Annotated in this window: 14 protein-coding genes and 1 pseudogene; 8 read left to right on the forward strand and 7 right to left on the reverse strand. The window is 69.6% G+C overall.

From position 1 onward, the window contains the following. Positions 1 to 390 (forward strand): integrase core domain-containing protein (locus tag SGCZBJ_RS23345; protein WP_205685469.1); only part of this gene is annotated, 390 nt, incomplete at its 5' end. Here SGCZBJ_RS23345 and SGCZBJ_RS23350 read toward each other — a convergent pair. The 4 genes from SGCZBJ_RS23350 to SGCZBJ_RS23365 all read right to left on the reverse strand — a co-directional run bounded on the left by SGCZBJ_RS23350 (position 387) and on the right by SGCZBJ_RS23365 (position 4,877). Then, a complete protein-coding gene (locus tag SGCZBJ_RS23350) occupies positions 387 to 1,052 on the reverse strand; it encodes a DUF6624 domain-containing protein (protein ID WP_133149317.1) in 666 nt (221 codons plus the stop codon). The genes SGCZBJ_RS23345 and SGCZBJ_RS23350 overlap by 4 nt on opposite strands. 137 nt (positions 1,053 to 1,189) lie before the next feature. After that, positions 1,190 to 2,416, reverse strand: a complete 1,227-nt coding sequence (locus SGCZBJ_RS23355; protein WP_101720316.1) for an argininosuccinate synthase — start codon at positions 2,414 to 2,416, stop codon at positions 1,190 to 1,192. A 92-nt stretch (positions 2,417 to 2,508) separates the two neighbouring features. Beyond that, the gene (locus tag SGCZBJ_RS23360; RefSeq protein WP_101720317.1) at positions 2,509 to 2,871 is read right to left on the reverse strand and encodes a hypothetical protein; all 363 of its coding nucleotides are present in this window, start codon (positions 2,869 to 2,871) and stop codon (positions 2,509 to 2,511) included. A gap of 14 nt (positions 2,872 to 2,885) precedes the next feature. Further along, the gene (locus tag SGCZBJ_RS23365; RefSeq protein ID WP_101720318.1) at positions 2,886 to 4,877 is read right to left on the reverse strand and encodes a potassium transporter Kup; all 1,992 of its coding nucleotides are present in this window, start codon (positions 4,875 to 4,877) and stop codon (positions 2,886 to 2,888) included. Between the two features lie 175 nt (positions 4,878 to 5,052). Between SGCZBJ_RS23365 and SGCZBJ_RS23370 the strand changes: the two genes are divergently transcribed. The 3 genes from SGCZBJ_RS23370 to SGCZBJ_RS23380 all read left to right on the forward strand — a co-directional run bounded on the left by SGCZBJ_RS23370 (position 5,053) and on the right by SGCZBJ_RS23380 (position 7,239). Beyond that, positions 5,053 to 5,502, forward strand: a complete 450-nt coding sequence (locus tag SGCZBJ_RS23370) for an Rrf2 family transcriptional regulator (protein WP_101720319.1) — start codon at positions 5,053 to 5,055, stop codon at positions 5,500 to 5,502. A 163-nt stretch (positions 5,503 to 5,665) separates the two neighbouring features. Further along, positions 5,666 to 6,274, forward strand: a complete 609-nt coding sequence (locus tag SGCZBJ_RS23375) for a flavodoxin family protein (RefSeq protein WP_101720320.1) — start codon at positions 5,666 to 5,668, stop codon at positions 6,272 to 6,274. A 164-nt stretch (positions 6,275 to 6,438) separates the two neighbouring features. Beyond that, positions 6,439 to 7,239 (forward strand): SDR family NAD(P)-dependent oxidoreductase, encoded by an 801-nt coding sequence (locus SGCZBJ_RS23380; protein ID WP_101720321.1) that lies wholly within the window; start codon positions 6,439 to 6,441, stop codon positions 7,237 to 7,239. Positions 7,240 to 7,266: 27 nt separating this feature from the next. Here SGCZBJ_RS23380 and SGCZBJ_RS26285 read toward each other — a convergent pair. Continuing rightward, a pseudogene (locus tag SGCZBJ_RS26285) lies at positions 7,267 to 7,419 on the reverse strand (TPM domain-containing protein); the annotation flags it as partial. 12 nt (positions 7,420 to 7,431) lie between these two features. Next, the gene (locus tag SGCZBJ_RS23385) at positions 7,432 to 8,130 is read right to left on the reverse strand and encodes a MarC family protein (RefSeq protein ID WP_101720322.1); all 699 of its coding nucleotides are present in this window, start codon (positions 8,128 to 8,130) and stop codon (positions 7,432 to 7,434) included. A gap of 87 nt (positions 8,131 to 8,217) precedes the next feature. On the opposite strand from SGCZBJ_RS23385, the gene pyrF reads away from it, so the two are divergent. Beyond that, positions 8,218 to 8,907, forward strand: a complete 690-nt coding sequence (pyrF, locus tag SGCZBJ_RS23390) for an orotidine-5'-phosphate decarboxylase (protein ID WP_101720323.1) — start codon at positions 8,218 to 8,220, stop codon at positions 8,905 to 8,907. A gap of 107 nt (positions 8,908 to 9,014) precedes the next feature. Here pyrF and ald read toward each other — a convergent pair whose 3' ends face one another. Next, positions 9,015 to 10,139, reverse strand: a complete 1,125-nt coding sequence (ald, locus tag SGCZBJ_RS23395) for an alanine dehydrogenase (protein WP_101720324.1) — start codon at positions 10,137 to 10,139, stop codon at positions 9,015 to 9,017. Positions 10,140 to 10,259: 120 nt separating this feature from the next. Here ald and SGCZBJ_RS23400 point away from each other — a divergent pair, with 120 nt between their 5' ends. The 3 genes from SGCZBJ_RS23400 (at position 10,260) to SGCZBJ_RS23410 (ending at position 16,826) form a co-directional block, all read left to right on the forward strand. After that, a complete protein-coding gene (locus tag SGCZBJ_RS23400) occupies positions 10,260 to 10,733 on the forward strand; it encodes an Lrp/AsnC family transcriptional regulator (RefSeq protein ID WP_101720643.1) in 474 nt (157 codons plus the stop codon). 70 nt (positions 10,734 to 10,803) lie between these two features. Then, a complete protein-coding gene (locus SGCZBJ_RS23405) occupies positions 10,804 to 11,676 on the forward strand; it encodes a carbonic anhydrase (RefSeq protein ID WP_101720325.1) in 873 nt (290 codons plus the stop codon). Positions 11,677 to 11,798: 122 nt separating this feature from the next. Beyond that, the gene (locus tag SGCZBJ_RS23410) at positions 11,799 to 16,826 is read left to right on the forward strand and encodes an alpha-2-macroglobulin family protein (protein ID WP_101720326.1); all 5,028 of its coding nucleotides are present in this window, start codon (positions 11,799 to 11,801) and stop codon (positions 16,824 to 16,826) included. Positions 16,827 to 16,898 lie beyond the last annotated feature (72 nt).

The following is a 16,898-nucleotide window of genomic DNA, read 5'->3' on the forward strand; positions in this document are numbered from 1 at the left end:
AGGCCCTACCGCCCTCAGACCAACGGCATGGCCGAACGCTTCAATCGACGCCTGGCCGAGGCTCTGCGAGGCCATCCCGCGTCGGGCAAGAACGCCGGCCGAAACCGCTTCGCTGATCACGCCCAGCGCGACGCCTTCCTCTTCAACTTCGTCGAGCTCTACAATCAGACCCGATTGCTATGCCTCGATCACAAGGCTCCCGCCGAACTCCTCGCCAAGCTCTCGGGACACAACACCAAGGCGGGGATCCAAGCCGCGTTTCAGGACGAGGCGCGGCCGTGGACGACCCGCAGACTCTGCTTGGGTCCCCGCCTTCGCGGGGAAGCTCGGGTTTTGAGGCGGCTGTCGGGTGAACTTGGGCGCCGCCGGGACGGACGCTCAGCCTCCTAGCCCTTCGGCGGGTCGCAGCGGCCGTACATGGCGTCGAGGCCCTTCAGGTAGTCGGGCATGGTCTGAAGCCCCAGCCCCGCGCGGCGCTTCTCCAGGCCGGCGGGGTCCTCGACATTCTCGGGCATGGCATGACGGCCGTCGACGCAGCGCGCCCGCTGGGTGGCGTAGCGCTGGGGCCGGCCTTCCTGTTCGGCGACGCGGTCATAGAGGTTGGGATAGCCGCTCGGCGCACGTCCCTGGGCGACCAGCGGCTCCATCTTGGCCAGGGCCTCCTTCTGGAAGGCCAGGTCCGGCGAGTGATTGACGATGTGGAAGGCCCCGTCGGCGGCGCGCTGGCCGACCTCTTCCGGCGTGAACCAGCCCCGTCCGGCCAGCAGCCCCTTCAGGCGCTCGGTGTGCTTGATGTCTATCGGCTCGTAGTGCTGCTTCCAGATCGCGTCGAGCGCCTGGCGATCCTCCGGCGAGGCGGTCTTGCGCACCTTCAGGAAGGTCACCCGCGTGGCCTGGTCGACTGCGCCCATGCCGCCCAGGTCCTCGATCAGCGCTTGCCTGGCGACCAGGGCCTCGGCGTCGGCCCGCGCCTGGGCCACGGCCGGCGTCTCCTGCGCAAGCGCCGGCGCCGCCGCCAGCATTACCACCGCCACCAGACCTGCCCGGATCATCGCCGCCCCTCCGCCCATACCGCAAAGGTGGCGACGCCTCGCGGCGCAATCATGGCGGCGATCACGACCTGGCCCGCAAAGAAAAAAGCCCCGCCGTTTCCGGCGGGGCTCGTTCCTGATCGACGCTTCGGAAGGCCTCAGCCGCGCTGGTCGCGCTTGGCCAGCACGCGCAGGCGCAGGGCGTTGAGCTTGATGAAGCCGCCGGCGTCGCGGTGATCGTAGGCGACCTTGCCCTCTTCGAAGGTGACCAGGTCCTGGTCATACAGCGAGTAGGGGCTGGTGCGGCCGATGACCGTGACATTGCCCTTGTAAAGCTTCACGCGGACCTGGCCCGACACCTTGGTCTGGCTGTAGTCGATGGCGGCCTGAAGCATCTCGCGCTCGGGCGAGAACCAGAAGCCGTTGTAGACGAGCGAAGCGTACTTCGGCATCAGCTCGTCCTTCAGGTGCATGGCCCCGCGGTCGAGGGTGATGCTCTCGATGCCGCGGTGGGCGGCCAGAAGGATGGTGCCGCCCGGGGTCTCGTAGACGCCGCGCGACTTCATGCCGACGAAGCGGTTCTCGACCAGGTCGAGGCGGCCGATGCCGTTGTCGCGGCCCAGTTCGTTCAGCTTGGTCAGCAGGGTCGCCGGGCTCATCGCCACGCCGTCGATGGCGACGGGGTCGCCCTTCTCGAAGTCGATGGTGATGATGGTCGGCTGGTCCGGCGCGTCTTCCGGCGCAATCGTGCGCATGTGGACGAACTCGGGGGCTTCGACCGCCGGGTCTTCCAGGACCTTACCTTCCGACGAGGAATGCAGCAGGTTGGCGTCGACGCTGAACGGGGCTTCCCCGCGCTTGTCCTTGGTGATCTGGATCTGGTGCTTCTCGGCGAATTCCAGCAGGGCCTCGCGGGACTTGAAGTCCCACTCGCGCCAGGGGGCGATCACGGTGATGTCGGGCTCGAGGCCGTAGTAGCCGAGCTCGAAGCGGACCTGGTCGTTGCCCTTGCCGGTGGCGCCGTGGCTGACGGCGTCGGCGCCGACCTGGCGGGCGATCTCGATCTGGCGCTTGGCGATCAGCGGGCGGGCGATCGAGGTGCCGAGCAGATACTGGCCTTCGTAGACCGTGTTGGCGCGGAACATCGGGAACACGAAATCGCGCACGAACTCCTCGCGCACGTCCTCGATGAAGATGTTCTCGGGCTTCACGCCGGCGGCCAGGGCCTTGGCGCGCGCGGGCTCGATCTCTTCACCCTGGCCGAGGTCGGCGGTGAAGGTCACCACCTCGGCGCCGTACTCGGTCTGCAGCCACTTGAGGATGATCGAGGTGTCGAGACCGCCCGAATAGGCGAGCACGACCTTCTTGACGGGCTTCTGGGCCATGTCGGGGGTCCTTGTCGAAGGCGAAAACACAAAGTCGCGGGGCGTTTAGCGCGCTTTTGCGACGAGGGAAACAACAGGGTCGGCGAGCGGCCCTAGAGCCGGATCTTGCCCTCTTCGGCCAGCTGGTTCAGCGCCCGCCGCACCTGGGTCAGGTGGATGACCGCGAAGATCGCCGCCAGAGTGGCGCGCAGGCCCAGCATGATGATCGACAGAGTCAGGTCGTCGGCCTGGCGGCTCTCGACCAGCAGGTAGAGGCTGATGGCGAAGGCGCCGGTCGGCAGCAGCACCAGGGCCGGTCCCCGCGGCAGGCGCAGCAGGGTGTCGCCCTTGGGCGACCACGCCACCGGGGTCGCCTCGCCCTTGGGGATCTTGCCCCAGGCCATGCGCGAGGCCCCGGCCATGATCGACAGGGCCAGGATCCAGAGCACGTCGCCGATGACGCCGAGAATATCCATCTACGCAGTCAGCCTTACACGGTTACTTGGGCGCCGAGCTCGACGACGCGGCCGGGCGGGATCTTGAAGAAGTCGGTCGGGTTGGCCGCGTTCTTCATCAGGAAGATGTACAGCCGGTCCTGCCACAACGGCATGCCCGAATTGGCCGACGGCACGATCGAGCGGCGGCCGAGGAAGAAGCTGGTGGCCATGATGTCGAACTTCAGCCCCTGCTGCTTGCGCAGCAGCGCCAGCGCCTTGGGCACGTTCGGGCTTTCCATGAACCCGTAGTAGATCTCGACCTTCTTGAAGTCGTCGTTGACCTTGAAGGTCTTGATCCGGTCCTCCTCGGGCACGCGCGGCGTCTCGGCCGTGCGCACGGTCAGCACCACGTTGCGCTCGTGCAGCACCTTGTTGTGCTTGAGATTGTGCATCAGGGCGACCGGGGTCATGTCCGGGTCGGAGGTCAGGAAGATCGCCGTGCCGGGCGCGCGGTGGGGCGCGCGGGCCCGCAGGATCTCCATCAGGTCGGCCAGGGGCACGCTGTCGCGGCGGGTCTTTTCGCTGAGGATCTGGCTGCCGCGCACCCAGGTGGCCATGATCGTGAACAGCGCAGCCCCGATCAGCACCGGCAGCCAGCCGCCGGTGAAGAAACGCAGGGCGTTGGCGCTGAGGAAAACGAGGTCCAGCGTCATGAACGGGATCAGGAAGGCCAGGGCCGCCGTCCACTGCCACTTCCACAACTGGCGCATGACGATGAAGGCCATGGCGGTCGTGACGACCATCGTGCCGGTCACCGCCAGGCCGTAGGCGTGGGCCATGGCCGACGAGGTCTTGAAGGTGAACATCACCGCCAGCACGCCCAGCAGCAGCATGGTGTTGAGCTGCGGCACGAAGATCTGGCCCGACTGGGTCTCCGATGTGCGACGCACGTCCATACGGGGCAGAAGCCCCAGCTGGATCGCCTGCTGGGTCAGCGAGAAGGCGCCGGTGATCACCGCCTGGCTGGCGATGACCGTGGCCGCGCCGGCCAGGATCACCAGAGGCAGGCGCAGCACGTCGGGCGCCATCTCGAAGAACCAGTTCAGTTCCGGGAACGGCACGCCGGCCCGCTCGGCCTCGATCAGGGTGTTCAGGGCCAGCGCCCCCTGGCCCAGATAGTTCAGGGCCAGGCACGGCAGCACGAAGAACAGCCAGGCGGCCTGGATCGGCCAGCGGCCGAAGTGGCCCATGTCGGCGGTCAGGGCCTCGGCGCCGGTCACGGTCAGGAACACCGCGCCCAGCACGATGAAGCCGGCCATGCCGTGGTGCTGCAGGAAGTGGACGGCGTAGTAGGGGTTGATCGAGCGGAACACGCCCGGGTGGGCCAGGAGGTTGTAGACGCCCAGCACCGCCATGACCGTGAACCACACGGCGCAGACCGGACCGAACAGCTGGCCGACCTTGGCCGTGCCGCGGCTCTGGATGAAGAACAGGCCCAGCAGCATAACCGTGGCGATCAGCAGCACCGCCTCGGTGCTGATCGAATGCTCGAGCGCCGGAATGGTCCGCAGGCCTTCGACGGCCGACAGCACCGACATGGCCGGGGTGATCACCGCGTCGCCGTAGAACAGCGCCGCCCCGATCACGCCCAGGCCGAAGACCAGCGCGGTGCGTCGCCCCATGGCGCGCTGGGCCAGGGCCATCAGCGACAGAACGCCGCCCTCGCCCTTGTTGTCGGCGCGCATGATGAACAGCACATACTTGATCGTCACGACCAGGATCAGCGCCCACAGGGCCAGCGACACCACGCCGAGAATCTCGGCCCGGGTCACGCCGTCGGCGGCCGATGCGTGCAGCGCCTCCTTGAAGGCGTAGAGCGGGCTGGTGCCGATGTCGCCGAACACGACGCCGACGGAGCCCAGCGCAAGCGCGAACGTGCCATGGCCCTTGGGACCGTGACCATTCGAACCCGCTTGCTGGGGAATGTCGCACGCCGCGACAGAGGCGTTCTCAGTGTTCGAAACGCCGGAGGCTTCGGAAGCCATTCAATCCCTCCGGGACCGCGCCCTCGAAAATCTCGCGCGAAGCCCCATATCGATCAAGCGGCGCGCGATACACCCAATCCGATCCGGGTTCAATCGCCACCTTGGCCGCGGACCGGTGACGGTTTTTGTTTCAACGCGTGCGTTCCCCCCTTACGTTCCGGACTTACAGAAGATCATGTCCGACAGTCAGAAGTTCCCCGTCGCCGCTCACGCCCTGGCTTATCTGGCGCACAAGGAGGCTTTCAGCCCCGACCGCGCCGTCGCCAGCGCCGAACTTGCGGCCTCCGTCCCCACCAATCCGGTGGTGGTGCGGCGCGTCACCGCCATGCTCGGCAAGGCGGGACTGATCGGCGCGCGCGCCGGCGCCAACGGCGGCGCCTGGCTGCTGAAGCCGGCCCAGGACATCACCCTCGACACCGTGCTGCGGGCCGTCCACGGCTGCGCCAACCTCGGCACCGCCCCGCCCGGGGTGAAGGGCTGCCCGGTCGGGGCCCGTATCCCCGACGCCGTCCGCGCGGCCCTGATCGCCGCCGACGCCGCCGCCGCCGAGCGCCTGTCGCGCATCTCGGTGGCCGACCTGCTGGCCGACCCGGCCGAGCGCGAGGCCGTCCTGAAGAGCGCCTGACCCCTCGGGCGGACGGCCCGAGAGCGCCTTAAAGGCCCTCGCAGAAAAACTGCACCCGAAATTGTTGCTGATCCCCTGGCGCCGATGGCGGGCGCTATTACGTAATCGCTACCGATACAGTTCCTGTTCGGACAACATCATTCTCCTTGAGGGGACCACCGCCATGACCACCAAGGTCGCCATCGTCTATCACTCGGGCTACGGCCACACCGCCGTGCTCGCCGACAAGGTTGCTGAAGGCGTCCGCGACGCCGGCCAGACCCCGGTCCTGCTGCAGATCGAAAGCGCCGCCCAGGACTTCAAGCCCATCCTCGACGCCATCACCGAGGCCGACGCCGTCGTGTTCGGCGCGCCGACCTACATGGGCGACGTCTCGGGCGTGTTCAAAGTCTTCGCCGACGCCAGCTCGGCCGTGTTCTTCACCGGCGGCTGGAAAGACAAGCTGGCCGCGGGCTTCACCAACTCGCACAGCTTCGCCGGCGACAAGGGCCACGCCCTCGCCAGCCTGACGATCCTGGCCGCCCAGCACGGCATGAACTGGATCAACCTCGGCATCGCCCCGCCGGCCGTCACCGCCGCCGAGCGCGGTCCCGAGACGATCAACCGCGTGGGTTCGTTCGTCGGCGTCGCCGCCCAGTCGGACAACGCCTCGCCGGAGATCACCCCGCCGGCCGGCGACCGCGAGACCGCCCGCCTGCTGGGCGTGCGCGTGGCCGAGGCCGCCGTCCGCTGGACCCGCGGCGCCCAACCGGCGCTGAGCGACGCGGCCTAAGGCTTCAGGCATCGGGCGCGCCCTACCCCTCCCCCGGGGGGCGCGCCTTCGCGGAGGAACGACCGCCCCCGCCCTCCCCCAGGTCGTTCCTCCGCCCCCGCTTGAACCGGATCGGCGGGCGTGCTCGACTCCTGTGACGCTTTGCTTGCAGGACCTTCGACTCCATGGCCCGCCGCCTCGCCCTGATCACCGGCGCCTCCGCCGGCATCGGGGCCGCCTTCGCCCGCATCTACGCCAGCCACGGCTATGACGTGGCCCTGACCGCCCGCCGGCTCGACCGGCTGGAGTCGCTGGCCGCCGAGATCCGGATGCGCTTCGGGGTCGAGGCCTATGCGATTTCCGCCGACCTGGCCGATCCCGGCGGCGTCGACGCGGTGCTGGCGGCGGTCGCCGCCGAGGGCCGCGAGATCGACGCCCTGGTCAACAACGCCGGCTACGGCCTGCCCGGGACCTTCGACAAGACCAGCTGGGCCGACCAGTCGGCCTTCCTGCAGGTCATGCTGACCTCGGTCTGCGAGATGACCCACAAGGTGCTGCCGGGCATGGTCGAGCGCCGCTTCGGGCGCATCGTCAACGTCGCCTCGCTGGCCGGCCTGGCGCCCGGTTCGGCCGGCCACACCCTCTATGCGGCGACCAAGAGCTTCCTGGTGAAGTTCTCCCAGAGCCTGCACCTGGAGAACCTTTCCAACGGCGTGCACGCCAGCGCCCTGTGCCCGGGCTTCACCCTGTCGGAATTCCACGACGTCAACGGCACCCGGGCCCAGGTCAGCCAGAGCCTGCCGGCCTGGATGTGGATGGGCGCCGACGAGGTCGCCGCCGCCGGCTACGAGGCGGCCGAGGCCAACCGCCCGGTCTGCGTCACCGGCGCGCCCAACAAGGCCATCGCCGTGCTGGCCAAGCTCATCCCCGACGAATGGGCCCTGGCCCTGATCGCCAGCCAGGGCGGGAAATTCCGGAAGGTCTGAGCTCTTAAGCTCCTCCCTCGCTTTAGCGGGGGAGGTGGCGCGCTGCGGATACGCAGCGTGACGGAGGGGGCGACGGCCGGCACAGAGCCCAGCCTCGCCCCCTCCACCGCGGAGCCTGTCCTCGGGCGCGCGCTTCGCGCGACTCGGGGGGCGGTCCCCCTCCCCCGTTTCACGGGGGAGGAACTATCATTCCTACTTCTCCGCCGCGTACGGCGCCTTCGCGTCCGCCCGGATCAGGCCGCGCGTCGCATCGCCCACCCCGATCAGCACGAACTGCACGGCCAGGGCGCAGAGGATTAGGCCCAGCACCCGCACGACGATGCTCATGCCGATGCGGCCCAGCACCTTGCTGATCACCGGCGCGGCCCAGAAGGTGGCGACCAGCACCACCGAAACCGCCGCGATGACGCCCACGCCCAGGGCCATGCCGGCCAGGCCCAGGTGCTTGGCCTCGCTGGCGTAGATGATCACGGTAGAGATCGCGCCCGGACCGATCAGCAGCGGCATGGCGAACGGCACGATCAGCCGCTCGAAGCGCTTCTTGGCGTAGACCCGCGCCGACAGCGGCTCGGTCTCGCCCTCGGCGGCGTCGGCGAACATGGTGGTGAAGTCGTCGCGCACCATGTCCAGGCCCAGGATGAACAGGATGATGCCGCCGGCGATGCGGAAGGCCGGCATCGAGATGCCGAAGAACTCCAGCAGGGAAACCCCGGTGAAGTAGAAGAACACCAGGAAGGCCAGCACGAAGAGGCCGATATAGACGGCCACCATCCGCCGGCCGGCCGAGGCCGCGCCGATGGTGGCGGCGGCGAACAGCGGCACGTTGCCGATCGGGTCGATCAGGGCGAACAGCGCGACGAAGAAGTTGACGGCGAGTTCGGCCTGGCTCATTCGACGTCCTCAACCTTCATGACTGTGCGGGAAACGTCGCTCTCTCTAGAGCGATGCGGCCTCGCGCGCCAACACCGGAGCTTGCCCATGTCCGCCGATCCGCGCCTGATCATCCCGCTGGACCTGCCCACGGTCGCCGACGCCCGGAAAATGGTCGAGCGCATCGACGACGCCGCCTCGTTCTACAAGATCGGCCTGGAACTGCTGGCCACCGATGGCATGGCCTTCGCCGGCGACCTCAAGAAGGCCGGCAAGCAGGTGTTCCTCGATTGGAAGCTGCACGACATCGGCGCGACGGTGGAGCGCTCGGCCCGGGTGCTGGCCGGGGCCGGCTGCGACCTGCTGACCGTCCACGCCGAGCCGCAGGTGATGCAGGCGGCGGTGAAGGCCAAGGCGGGCTCGGACCTGAAGATCCTGGCCGTCACCGTGCTGACCAGCCTGACCGACGCCGACCTGATCGAGATGGGCTACGCCTTCAGCGCCCGCGCCCTGGTCGAGCGCCGCATCCGCCAGGCCATCGAGTGCGGGGTCGACGGCATCGTCTCCTCGCCGCACGAAGCCGCCCTGGCCCGCGAGATCGGCGGTCCGGACTTCCTGGTGGTGACGCCGGGCGTGCGCCCGTTCTGGGCCGCCAAGAACGATCAGGCCCGCGCCGCGACCCCGGCCGACGCCCTGAAGGCCGGCGCCAGCCACCTCGTCTGCGGCCGCCCGATCACCGCCGCCAACGACCCGCGCGAAGCGGCGTTGAAGGTGATCGAGGAAATGGCGGGGCTGTAAGGGCCCGGGGAAACCTCGCCCTTCGACGAGCTCAGGGTGAGGTTTCCACTCAACGGCCTTTGAATTGATCCTCACCCTGAGCCTGTCGAAGGGCGAGGATCACTCACTTAAAGCTTCGAGCCGCCCCAGACGCCGAACGGGTCGACGAAGTCCTTGACCAGAGCCTGGGCCACGGCCGGGTGGGTCAGCTTGCCGCCCAGCACGTTGAGGCCGCGCGCCAGGTGGACGTTGTCCTCCAGGGCGTCGAGACCCTTGTCGGCCAGGGCCAGGCCGAACGGCAGGGTGGCGTTGCCCAGGGCGTCCGACGAGGTGCGCGGCGCGGCGCCGGGCATGTTGGCCACGCAGTAGTGGACGACGCCGTCGACCGTATAAGTCGGCTCGGCATGGGTAGTCGGGTGGCTGGTCTCGAAACAGCCGCCCTGGTCGATCGACACGTCGACCAGCACCGAGCCCGGCTTCATGCGCGACAGGTGCTCGCGGCGCACCAGTTTCGGCGCAGCGGCGCCGGCCGTCAGCACCGCGCCGATGACGACGTCGGCCTTGAGGATCTCTTCTTCCACCGCGTCCAGGGTCGAGTAGCGGGTGAGGATGCGGCCTTGATAAAGGTCGTCCAGTTCGCGCATGCGCGGGATCGAGCGTTCCAGCACCACGACCTCGGCGCCCAGGCCGGCGGCCATGCGGGCGGCGTTGGAGCCGACCACGCCGCCGCCCAGCACCGCCACGCGGGCCGGCGGCACGCCGGGCACGCCGCAGAGCAGGAGGCCCATGCCGCCGTTGTGCTTGAGCAGGGTCTCGGCCGCCGAGAACACGGCGATCCGGCCGGCCACTTCCGACATCGGGGCCAGCAGCGGCAGGCCGCCCTTGGCGTCCGTGACGGTCTCGTAGGCGATGGCCGCGCAGCCGCTCTTCAGCAGACCCTCGGTCTGGGCCGGATCGGGCGCCAGGTGCAGGTAGGTGAAGAGGATGTGGCGCTGCGTCAGGCGTTCCCACTCGACCTTCTGCGGTTCCTTGACCTTGACGATCATCTCGGCGCCCGAGAACACCGCGTCGGCGTCGGGGGCGATGCTCGCGCCGGCCTTGACGTAGGCCTCGTCGGCATAGCCGGCGCCTAGCCCTGCGCCCTGCTGCACCAGCACCTGGTGGCCGTGGGCGACATATTCGCGGACGGCGGTGGGGGTCAGACCGACCCGGTGTTCGCCCGGTTTGATCTCGGAGGGGACGCCAACGCGCATGATGTTTCCTCGCTTTTTAGCTTTAACGCTGGTGTACGCCTCTACGTTCGCATGTTTCTTGGTTCTTTCGTCCTTCAGAGAACGTGGTATGCAGGAATCCTGCGTAAACGGAGCCATTTGGTGAAGAAATCCCCGGTCACGCTTGATGTGTTCGACCGAAAGATCCTCCGCCTGCTCCAGCGCGAGGGCCGAGCCAGCTACGTGGACATGGCCAAGGCGGCCAACCTGTCGGAGTCGGCCTGCCTGCGCCGGGTGCGGGCGCTGGAGGACGCCGGGGTCATCGGCCGCTACGCCGCAGTGATCGACGAGCGGGCCGTGGGCCTGCCGCTCAGCGTCTTCGTCACCGTCACCCTGTCGTCCCAGGCCGAAGGCGCCCTGACCGCCTTCGAGAAGGCCGTGGCCAATGTGCGCGAGGTGGCCGAGTGCTACCTGATGACCGGCGGCTCGGACTACCTGCTGCGGCTGGTCGTGGCCGATGTCGACGACCTGGAGCGCGTCCACAGCCAGGAACTGACTCGGATCCCCGGCGTGGTGCGGGTCAGTTCGTCGATCGCCATGCGCACCGTGGTCAAGCGCGTCGAATTGCCGCTCTGAACCCGGCTTGGCCTCCGGTTAACCCCCAGCCCCTAGGGTCGCGCCGTTCTTATCGTTTCCGGGGGCGACCATGGTTTCTCGACGCATCCTGCTGGGCGGCCTGGCCGCCGGCCTCGCAGCCCCCGTCCTGGCCCCAGTCCTGGCCCATGCCGAAGGCTACCAGGAGACCCGGACCCCGCCGGTCTGGAAGCCCAAGGCCCGCCGCACCGCCAAGGCCCTGGCGACCCAGCCCACTGACAAGGCCGCCCTCGACAAGGCGCTGAAGACGGTCAAGCCGCTGGACGGCGCGGAGCCCGAGGACCCGACCGCCGTCTCGGGCGTGCAGGTGCAACCCGCCAAGCCCGTCCCCAGCATCAGCCCCGACGAGGCGCTGGGCCGGCTCAAGCAGGGCAACGCCATCTTCGCCCGCGGCGGCGCCAGCCTCGTCCTGCCGGCCGCGGCCCGCATCGGCGAGATGGCCGCGGCCGAGCGGCCGTTCGCCGTGGTCGTCGCCTGCAGCGACAGCCGCGTGGCCCCGGAACTGCTGTTCAACTGCAATCTGGGCGACCTCTTCGTGCTGCGCGCGGCCGGCCCGACCGTCGGCCCCGAGGCGCTGGGCGCCATCGTCTACGCCGTCGATACGCTGGGCGCCTCGCTGGTCGTGGTGCTGGGCCACACCAAGTGCGGCGTGGTCGGGGCCGCCGTCGACGCGGCCACCCGCAAGAGCCGCCCCACCGGCGTGTTCGAGGCCGTGCTGGCGCCGATCCTGCCGGCGGTGTTCGACGCCCAGGGCGAAAAGCCCGCCGACCTGCACGACGCGGCCGCCCGCCGCAACGCCCGCAACATCGCAGCCCGCCTCAAGGTCGCCGACGGCGTCCTGGCCGAGCGCATCGCCCAGGGCCGCCTGAAGATCGTGCCGGCGACCTACGACCTGACCACCGCTCAGGTCGCCTTCGAAGCTTGACCGGAAGCGGTAACCGGTTGCTTGGCGCGAAACCCTGGCAACCATTATCGCGACGCCGTTGACCCCCGCTCGCGCTTAGGTTCAAGTCCCCCAAATCACTTCGGGTTTGGGAGAGACGACGGATGTCGACGGACGAGACGCCGCAAGGCGACGGCGCGGCCAAAACCTCCGTCTGGACCCGGATCAAGTCGCAGCTGAAGACCCCCGCCGTCGCCATCGCGGCGGGCGCGCTGGTCGTCGGCTTCGGCGGCGGCTTCGTGGCCGCCAAGACCGCCGACCTCGGCTGGTTCGGCGGCGGGGGCAAGGCCGCCTCCGGAACCGCCGCCGTCAAGGGCGAGGCCTGGTCGCTGTTCGGCAAGCCTCGCGACGCCAATGCCCGCCGACGCGGCGTTCCCAAGCCTGAAGGTTTCGCCGTCTGGCGCACCCGCATCGACAGCTCCGGCGGCGAGGCCATGGCCTGCATCCAGATGAGCCGCGACCTGGACCCGTCCAAGGCCTATGCCGACTTCGTCATGGTCTCGCCCGACCTCGGCCGCACCCCGGCCGTGCGGGTCAAGGGCGACGAGCTGTGCATCGGCGGCGTCGGCTTCACCGACCGCCGCATCACCCTGCTGAAGGGGCTGCCCGCCAAGGGCGGCGAGACCCTCGGCGCCAATGCCGACGTCGACTTCACCTTCGGCGAGAAGCCCCCCTACGTCGGCTTCGCCGGCGACGGTGTGATCCTGCCGCGCGAGGAATCCGACGGCGTCGCCATCGAGACCATGAACGTCCAGAAGCTGGCCGTCGAAGTCTGGCGGGTGTCCGACCGCAACCTGGTGCGCAAGTCGATCAGCGCGCCTGATCCCACCGGCGAGGGCGACTGGGCCGGCGACTATGGCGAAGACAGCGCCGGCGACGAAGGCCGCCGCATCTGGAAGGGCGAGGTTTCCGTCGACGGCGCGGCCGGCGCCAAGGCCACCACGGTCTTCCCGCTGGGCGCGGTGCTCAAGGAGATGAAGCCCGGCGCCTATCTGATCAAGGCGCGCGACGCCTCGGGCGGCCGCGATCCCGACGGCGAGGGCGACACCCCGCCGGCCCAGGCCCGCCGCTGGATCGTGTTCACCGACATGGCGCTGATCGCCTATGACGGTTCCGAAGCGCTGGACGTCGTGGTCCGCTCGCTGAAGACCGCCAAGACCGTCGCCGGCGTGCGCGTGGCCCTGGTCGCCCGCGACGGCGAGCCCCTGGCCGAGGTCAAGAGCGACGCCGACGGCCGCGTGCGCTTCCCCCGCCCGCTGCTGAAGGGCGAGGGCGGCGAGCGCGCCAAGATGGTCATGGCCTATGGCCCCGAAGGCGACCTCTCGGTGCTCGACCTCGACCGCTCGCCGGTGGACCTGTCCAAGCAGGGCGTCGGCGGCCGCACCGAAAGCGAGGGCGGCCGCGCCGTCGGCAGCGACATCGACGGCTGGCTCTATGCCGACCGCGGCATCTATCGCCCCGGCGAGATCGTGCACCTGACGGCGATGATCCGCGACCGCATGGCCAAGGCGGTCAACGACCGCAAGGGCTACATTCTGGTCAAGCGCCCCTCGGGCGTGGAGTTCAAGCGCTGGTGGTTCGGCCAGGCCAACGCCGGCGCCGTGCCGATCGACATCGCCCTGCCCCGCAGCGCCCCGCGCGGCCGCTGGACCGCCGAACTGCACATCGAGGGCATCGAAGCCTCATCCGGTTCGCTGAGCTTCAGCGTCGAGGACTTCGCGCCCCAGCGCCTGGCGGTCACCGCCACCGGCCAGGAGAGCACGCCGATCCGCATCGGCGAGACCCGCCAGATCGCGGTCAACGCCCGCTTCCTCTACGGCGCGCCGGGCTCGGGCCTGCAGACGCAGGGCGAGGCCCGCCTGCGCCGCGACACCGACCCCTTCCCGCAATACAAGGGCTTCGAGTGGGGCGACGCCAAGGAGCCCTTCGACGAGAAGCTGATCGAGCTGGGCACGACCGTCACCGACGGCGAGGGCCGCGCGGTCCTCAATCTGGGCACCAGCGACGTCGGCGACACCGGCCAGCCCCTGGTGGCGGCGGTCACCGCCTCGGTGTTCGAGCCCGGCGGCCGCCCCGTGCGCGAGGGCCTGGAGCTCAAGGTTCGCGGCAAGCCGATCTATTACGGCGTCAAGGTCGAGCAGGGCGACGGCTCGGGCCGCGACGACCCGCCGGTGAGCCTGGAGGTCATCGCCGTCGACGCCGCCGGCAAGAAGATCTCGACCACCGCCAGCTACACCCTGATCAGCGAGAACTGGAACTACGACTGGTTCCAGCAGGACGGCCGCTGGCAATGGCGGCGCACCAGCCGCGACGCCGTCGTGGCCAAGGGCGCGCTGAACATGTCGGCCGGGGCCAGCGCGCGGATCAACCGCCGCCTGGGCTGGGGCGACTACCGCCTGGTGATCGAGGGACCGGAAGGAACCAAGACCGTCGCGCGGTTCTCGTCGGGCTGGGGTTCCCCGGCCAAGGACGCCGAGGCCCCCGACTTCGTCCGCGTCTCGGCCGGAACCCGCGCCTACGCCCAGGGCGACACCGTCGAGATCACGCTGAAGGCCCCCTATGCCGGCCAGGCCCAGGTGGCCGTGGCCACCGACCGCCTGATCGACTTCAAGACCCTGTCGGTCGGCGAGAACGGCGCCACCGTGAAGCTGAAGACCAGCGCCGCCTGGGGCGGCGGGGCCTATGTGATGGTCACCGTCATCCAGCCGCGCGACCCGGTGGCCTCGCCCAAGCCCAAGCGGGCCCTGGGCCTAGTCTACGTGCCTCTGGAGCCCAAAGGCCGCAAGCTGACGGTCGACATCGGCACGCCGCCGAAGCTCGACTCCAAGGCGCCGGTCGAGATTCCGCTGAAGGTGCAGGGCCTGTCGTTCGGCCAGAAGGCCCGCGTCACGGTGGCGGCGGTGGACGAGGGCGTGCTGCGCCTGACCCGCCAGGAAAGCCCCGATCCGGTGAAGTGGTACTTCGGCAAGCGCGCCCTGACGCTCGACTACCGCGACGACTACGGCCGCCTGCTCGACCCGAACATGGGCGCGCCGGCCAACGTCAACTTCGGCGGCGACGAGCTGGGCGGCGAGGGCCTGACGGTCACGCCGATCAAGACCGTGGCGCTGTGGTCGGGCGTGGTCGAGACCGGCCTGGACGGCAAGGCGACGATCAAGCTGCCGCCCGCCGACTTCAACGGCGAGCTGCGGATCATGGCCGTGGCCTGGACCGACAACGCCGTGGGCTCCGGCTCCAAGGCCATGACCGTGCGCCAGCCGGTGGTGGCCGACCTGAACCTGCCGCGCTTCCTGTCGCCCGGCGACAAGCCGACCGCGACGCTGGAACTGCACAATGTCGAGGGCAAGCCCGGCGCCTACACCGCCGAGGCCAACGCCTCCGGCGGATTGAAGGTCGCCTTCAGGAAGGTGATCACCCTGATCCTGGGCCAGCGCGTCGCCGAGAAGATCCCCTTCCTGGCGCCCGACGTCACCGGCGTTGGCAAGATCGGCTTCAAGGTCACCGGTCCCGACTTCTCGACGACCAAGGACTATCCGATCCAGACCCGCCTGGGCTGGGGCGACGTGGTGCGCACCACCACCGAACTTCAGGCGCCCGGCGCGACCTACACCCCCAACTACCAGCTGCTGTCGGGCCTGGCGGCCGGCGACGTGACGCTGCAGGTCAGCTACTCGCCGTTCAAGGGCTTCGACCCGTCGGCGATCGCGGTGGCCTTGCAGCGCTATCCGTACGGCTGCACCGAGCAGGTGGTGTCGGCGGCCTATCCGCTGCTCTACGCCCAGAACGTCTCGACCGATCCCAAGCTCAAGCGCACCCCTGCCGCCCTGGCCGGGGCGGTGGGCCGCCTGCTCGATCGCCAGACCCTCGACGGCGCCTTCGGCCTGTGGCGGGTGGGCGACGGCGAGGCCGACCCGTGGCTGGGCGCCTACGCCACCGACTTCCTGCTGGAAGCCAAGGCGCAAGGCGTGGCCGTGCCCGACGAGGCGCTGGACAAGGCGCTGAACGCCATGCGCCAGGTCAGCCGTCCCGACGGCTGGGCCTCGGTCGCCTACCGGATGGAGTATCCGTCCTGGTGGGGCCGCAACGAGGACGAAAGCCGCAAGGCCACCCAGCGCATGCGTCGCCGGGCCAGCGCCTACGCCCTCTACGTCCTGGCCAAGGCCGGGCGCGGGGATCTGGCCCGCCTGCGCTGGTGGCACGACGTGCAGATGAAGGACGAGGACCAGCCGATCGCCAAGGCCCAGGTGGCCGCCGGCCTGGCGCTGATGGGCGACCACGCCCGGGCCCGCTCGGCCATGCGCCAGGCGGTGAACTCGCTGAACTGGCGCGACGAGTACGACTGGTACCAGAGCCCGCTGCGCGACGTGGCCGCCGTCACGGCCCTGGCGGTGCAGGCCGGCCAGACCGACGTCGCCGCCAGGCTGCAAGGCCGCCTGGAGAACGTGGTCAAGGATCCCGACGCCCTGAACACCCAGGAACAGGCCCAGCTGCTCTACGCCGCCCACCAGCTGATGAAGGCCGCCGGCCCCATCAACATCGAGGCCCAGAACGTCGTCGCCCTGCCGGCCGCCGGCGGCGCGCCGCGCTGGGCCGTGGGCAAGCTGGCCGACGCCCGCTTCACCAACAAGGGCAAGGGCGCCCTGTGGCGGACGGTCAGCGTGCGCGGCACGCCGATCGTCGCCCCTGTCGCCGAGAGCAACGGCCTGTCGGTGAGCAAGCGCCTGTTCACGATGAGCGGCGGGGCGGTCGATCCCTCGGCCATCCGCCAGGGTGAACGGGTGATCGTGCTGATCCAGGGCCGGTCGATGCAGGCCCGCTCGACCGCCCTGGTGGTCGACGACGCCCTGCCGGCCGGCTTCGAGATCGAGGCCCCGCTTGGCGCCGACGACGCCCAGAACGGACCGTTCCGGTTCTTAGGGGAGCTGTCGACGCCTGACGCCCAGGAAAGCCGCGACGACCGCTACATCGCCGCGCTCGACCTGGAGGGCAACAAGCCCTTCGCCATGGCCTACATCGCGCGGGCCGTGACGCCGGGCGAGTTCTTCCTGCCCGGCGCGGTGGCCAAGGACATGTACCGCCCGAGCATCGCCGCCCGGTCCGACGCCGGCCGCACGACGATCACCGGCCAATGATGTTGGAACTGCTCCCTTCCCCCTTGATGGGGGAAGGGTCGGGGATGGGGGTGACCACGGCGCTTGAAGGTG

It is taken from the genome of Caulobacter zeae (genome assembly GCF_002858925.1).
Taxonomy (GTDB): domain Bacteria; phylum Pseudomonadota; class Alphaproteobacteria; order Caulobacterales; family Caulobacteraceae; genus Caulobacter; species Caulobacter zeae.

What these genes read in the sequence shown, in the direction of transcription:
- SGCZBJ_RS23350 (WP_133149317.1), bottom strand. Translation starts at nt 1,052, where the DNA reads ATGATCCGGGCAGGTCTGGTGGCGGTGGTAATGCTGGCGGCGGCGCCG.
- SGCZBJ_RS23355 (WP_101720316.1), bottom strand. Translation starts at nt 2,416, where the DNA reads ATGGCCCAGAAGCCCGTCAAGAAGGTCGTGCTCGCCTATTCGGGCGGT.
- SGCZBJ_RS23360 (WP_101720317.1), bottom strand. Translation starts at nt 2,871, where the DNA reads ATGGATATTCTCGGCGTCATCGGCGACGTGCTCTGGATCCTGGCCCTG.
- SGCZBJ_RS23365 (WP_101720318.1), bottom strand. Translation starts at nt 4,877, where the DNA reads ATGGCTTCCGAAGCCTCCGGCGTTTCGAACACTGAGAACGCCTCTGTC.
- SGCZBJ_RS23370 (WP_101720319.1), top strand. Translation starts at nt 5,053, where the DNA reads ATGTCCGACAGTCAGAAGTTCCCCGTCGCCGCTCACGCCCTGGCTTAT.
- SGCZBJ_RS23375 (WP_101720320.1), top strand. Translation starts at nt 5,666, where the DNA reads ATGACCACCAAGGTCGCCATCGTCTATCACTCGGGCTACGGCCACACC.
- SGCZBJ_RS23380 (WP_101720321.1), top strand. Translation starts at nt 6,439, where the DNA reads ATGGCCCGCCGCCTCGCCCTGATCACCGGCGCCTCCGCCGGCATCGGG.
- SGCZBJ_RS23385 (WP_101720322.1), bottom strand. Translation starts at nt 8,130, where the DNA reads ATGAGCCAGGCCGAACTCGCCGTCAACTTCTTCGTCGCGCTGTTCGCC.
- pyrF (WP_101720323.1), top strand. Translation starts at nt 8,218, where the DNA reads ATGTCCGCCGATCCGCGCCTGATCATCCCGCTGGACCTGCCCACGGTC.
- ald (WP_101720324.1), bottom strand. Translation starts at nt 10,139, where the DNA reads ATGCGCGTTGGCGTCCCCTCCGAGATCAAACCGGGCGAACACCGGGTC.
- SGCZBJ_RS23405 (WP_101720325.1), top strand. Translation starts at nt 10,804, where the DNA reads ATGGTTTCTCGACGCATCCTGCTGGGCGGCCTGGCCGCCGGCCTCGCA.
- SGCZBJ_RS23410 (WP_101720326.1), top strand. Translation starts at nt 11,799, where the DNA reads ATGTCGACGGACGAGACGCCGCAAGGCGACGGCGCGGCCAAAACCTCC.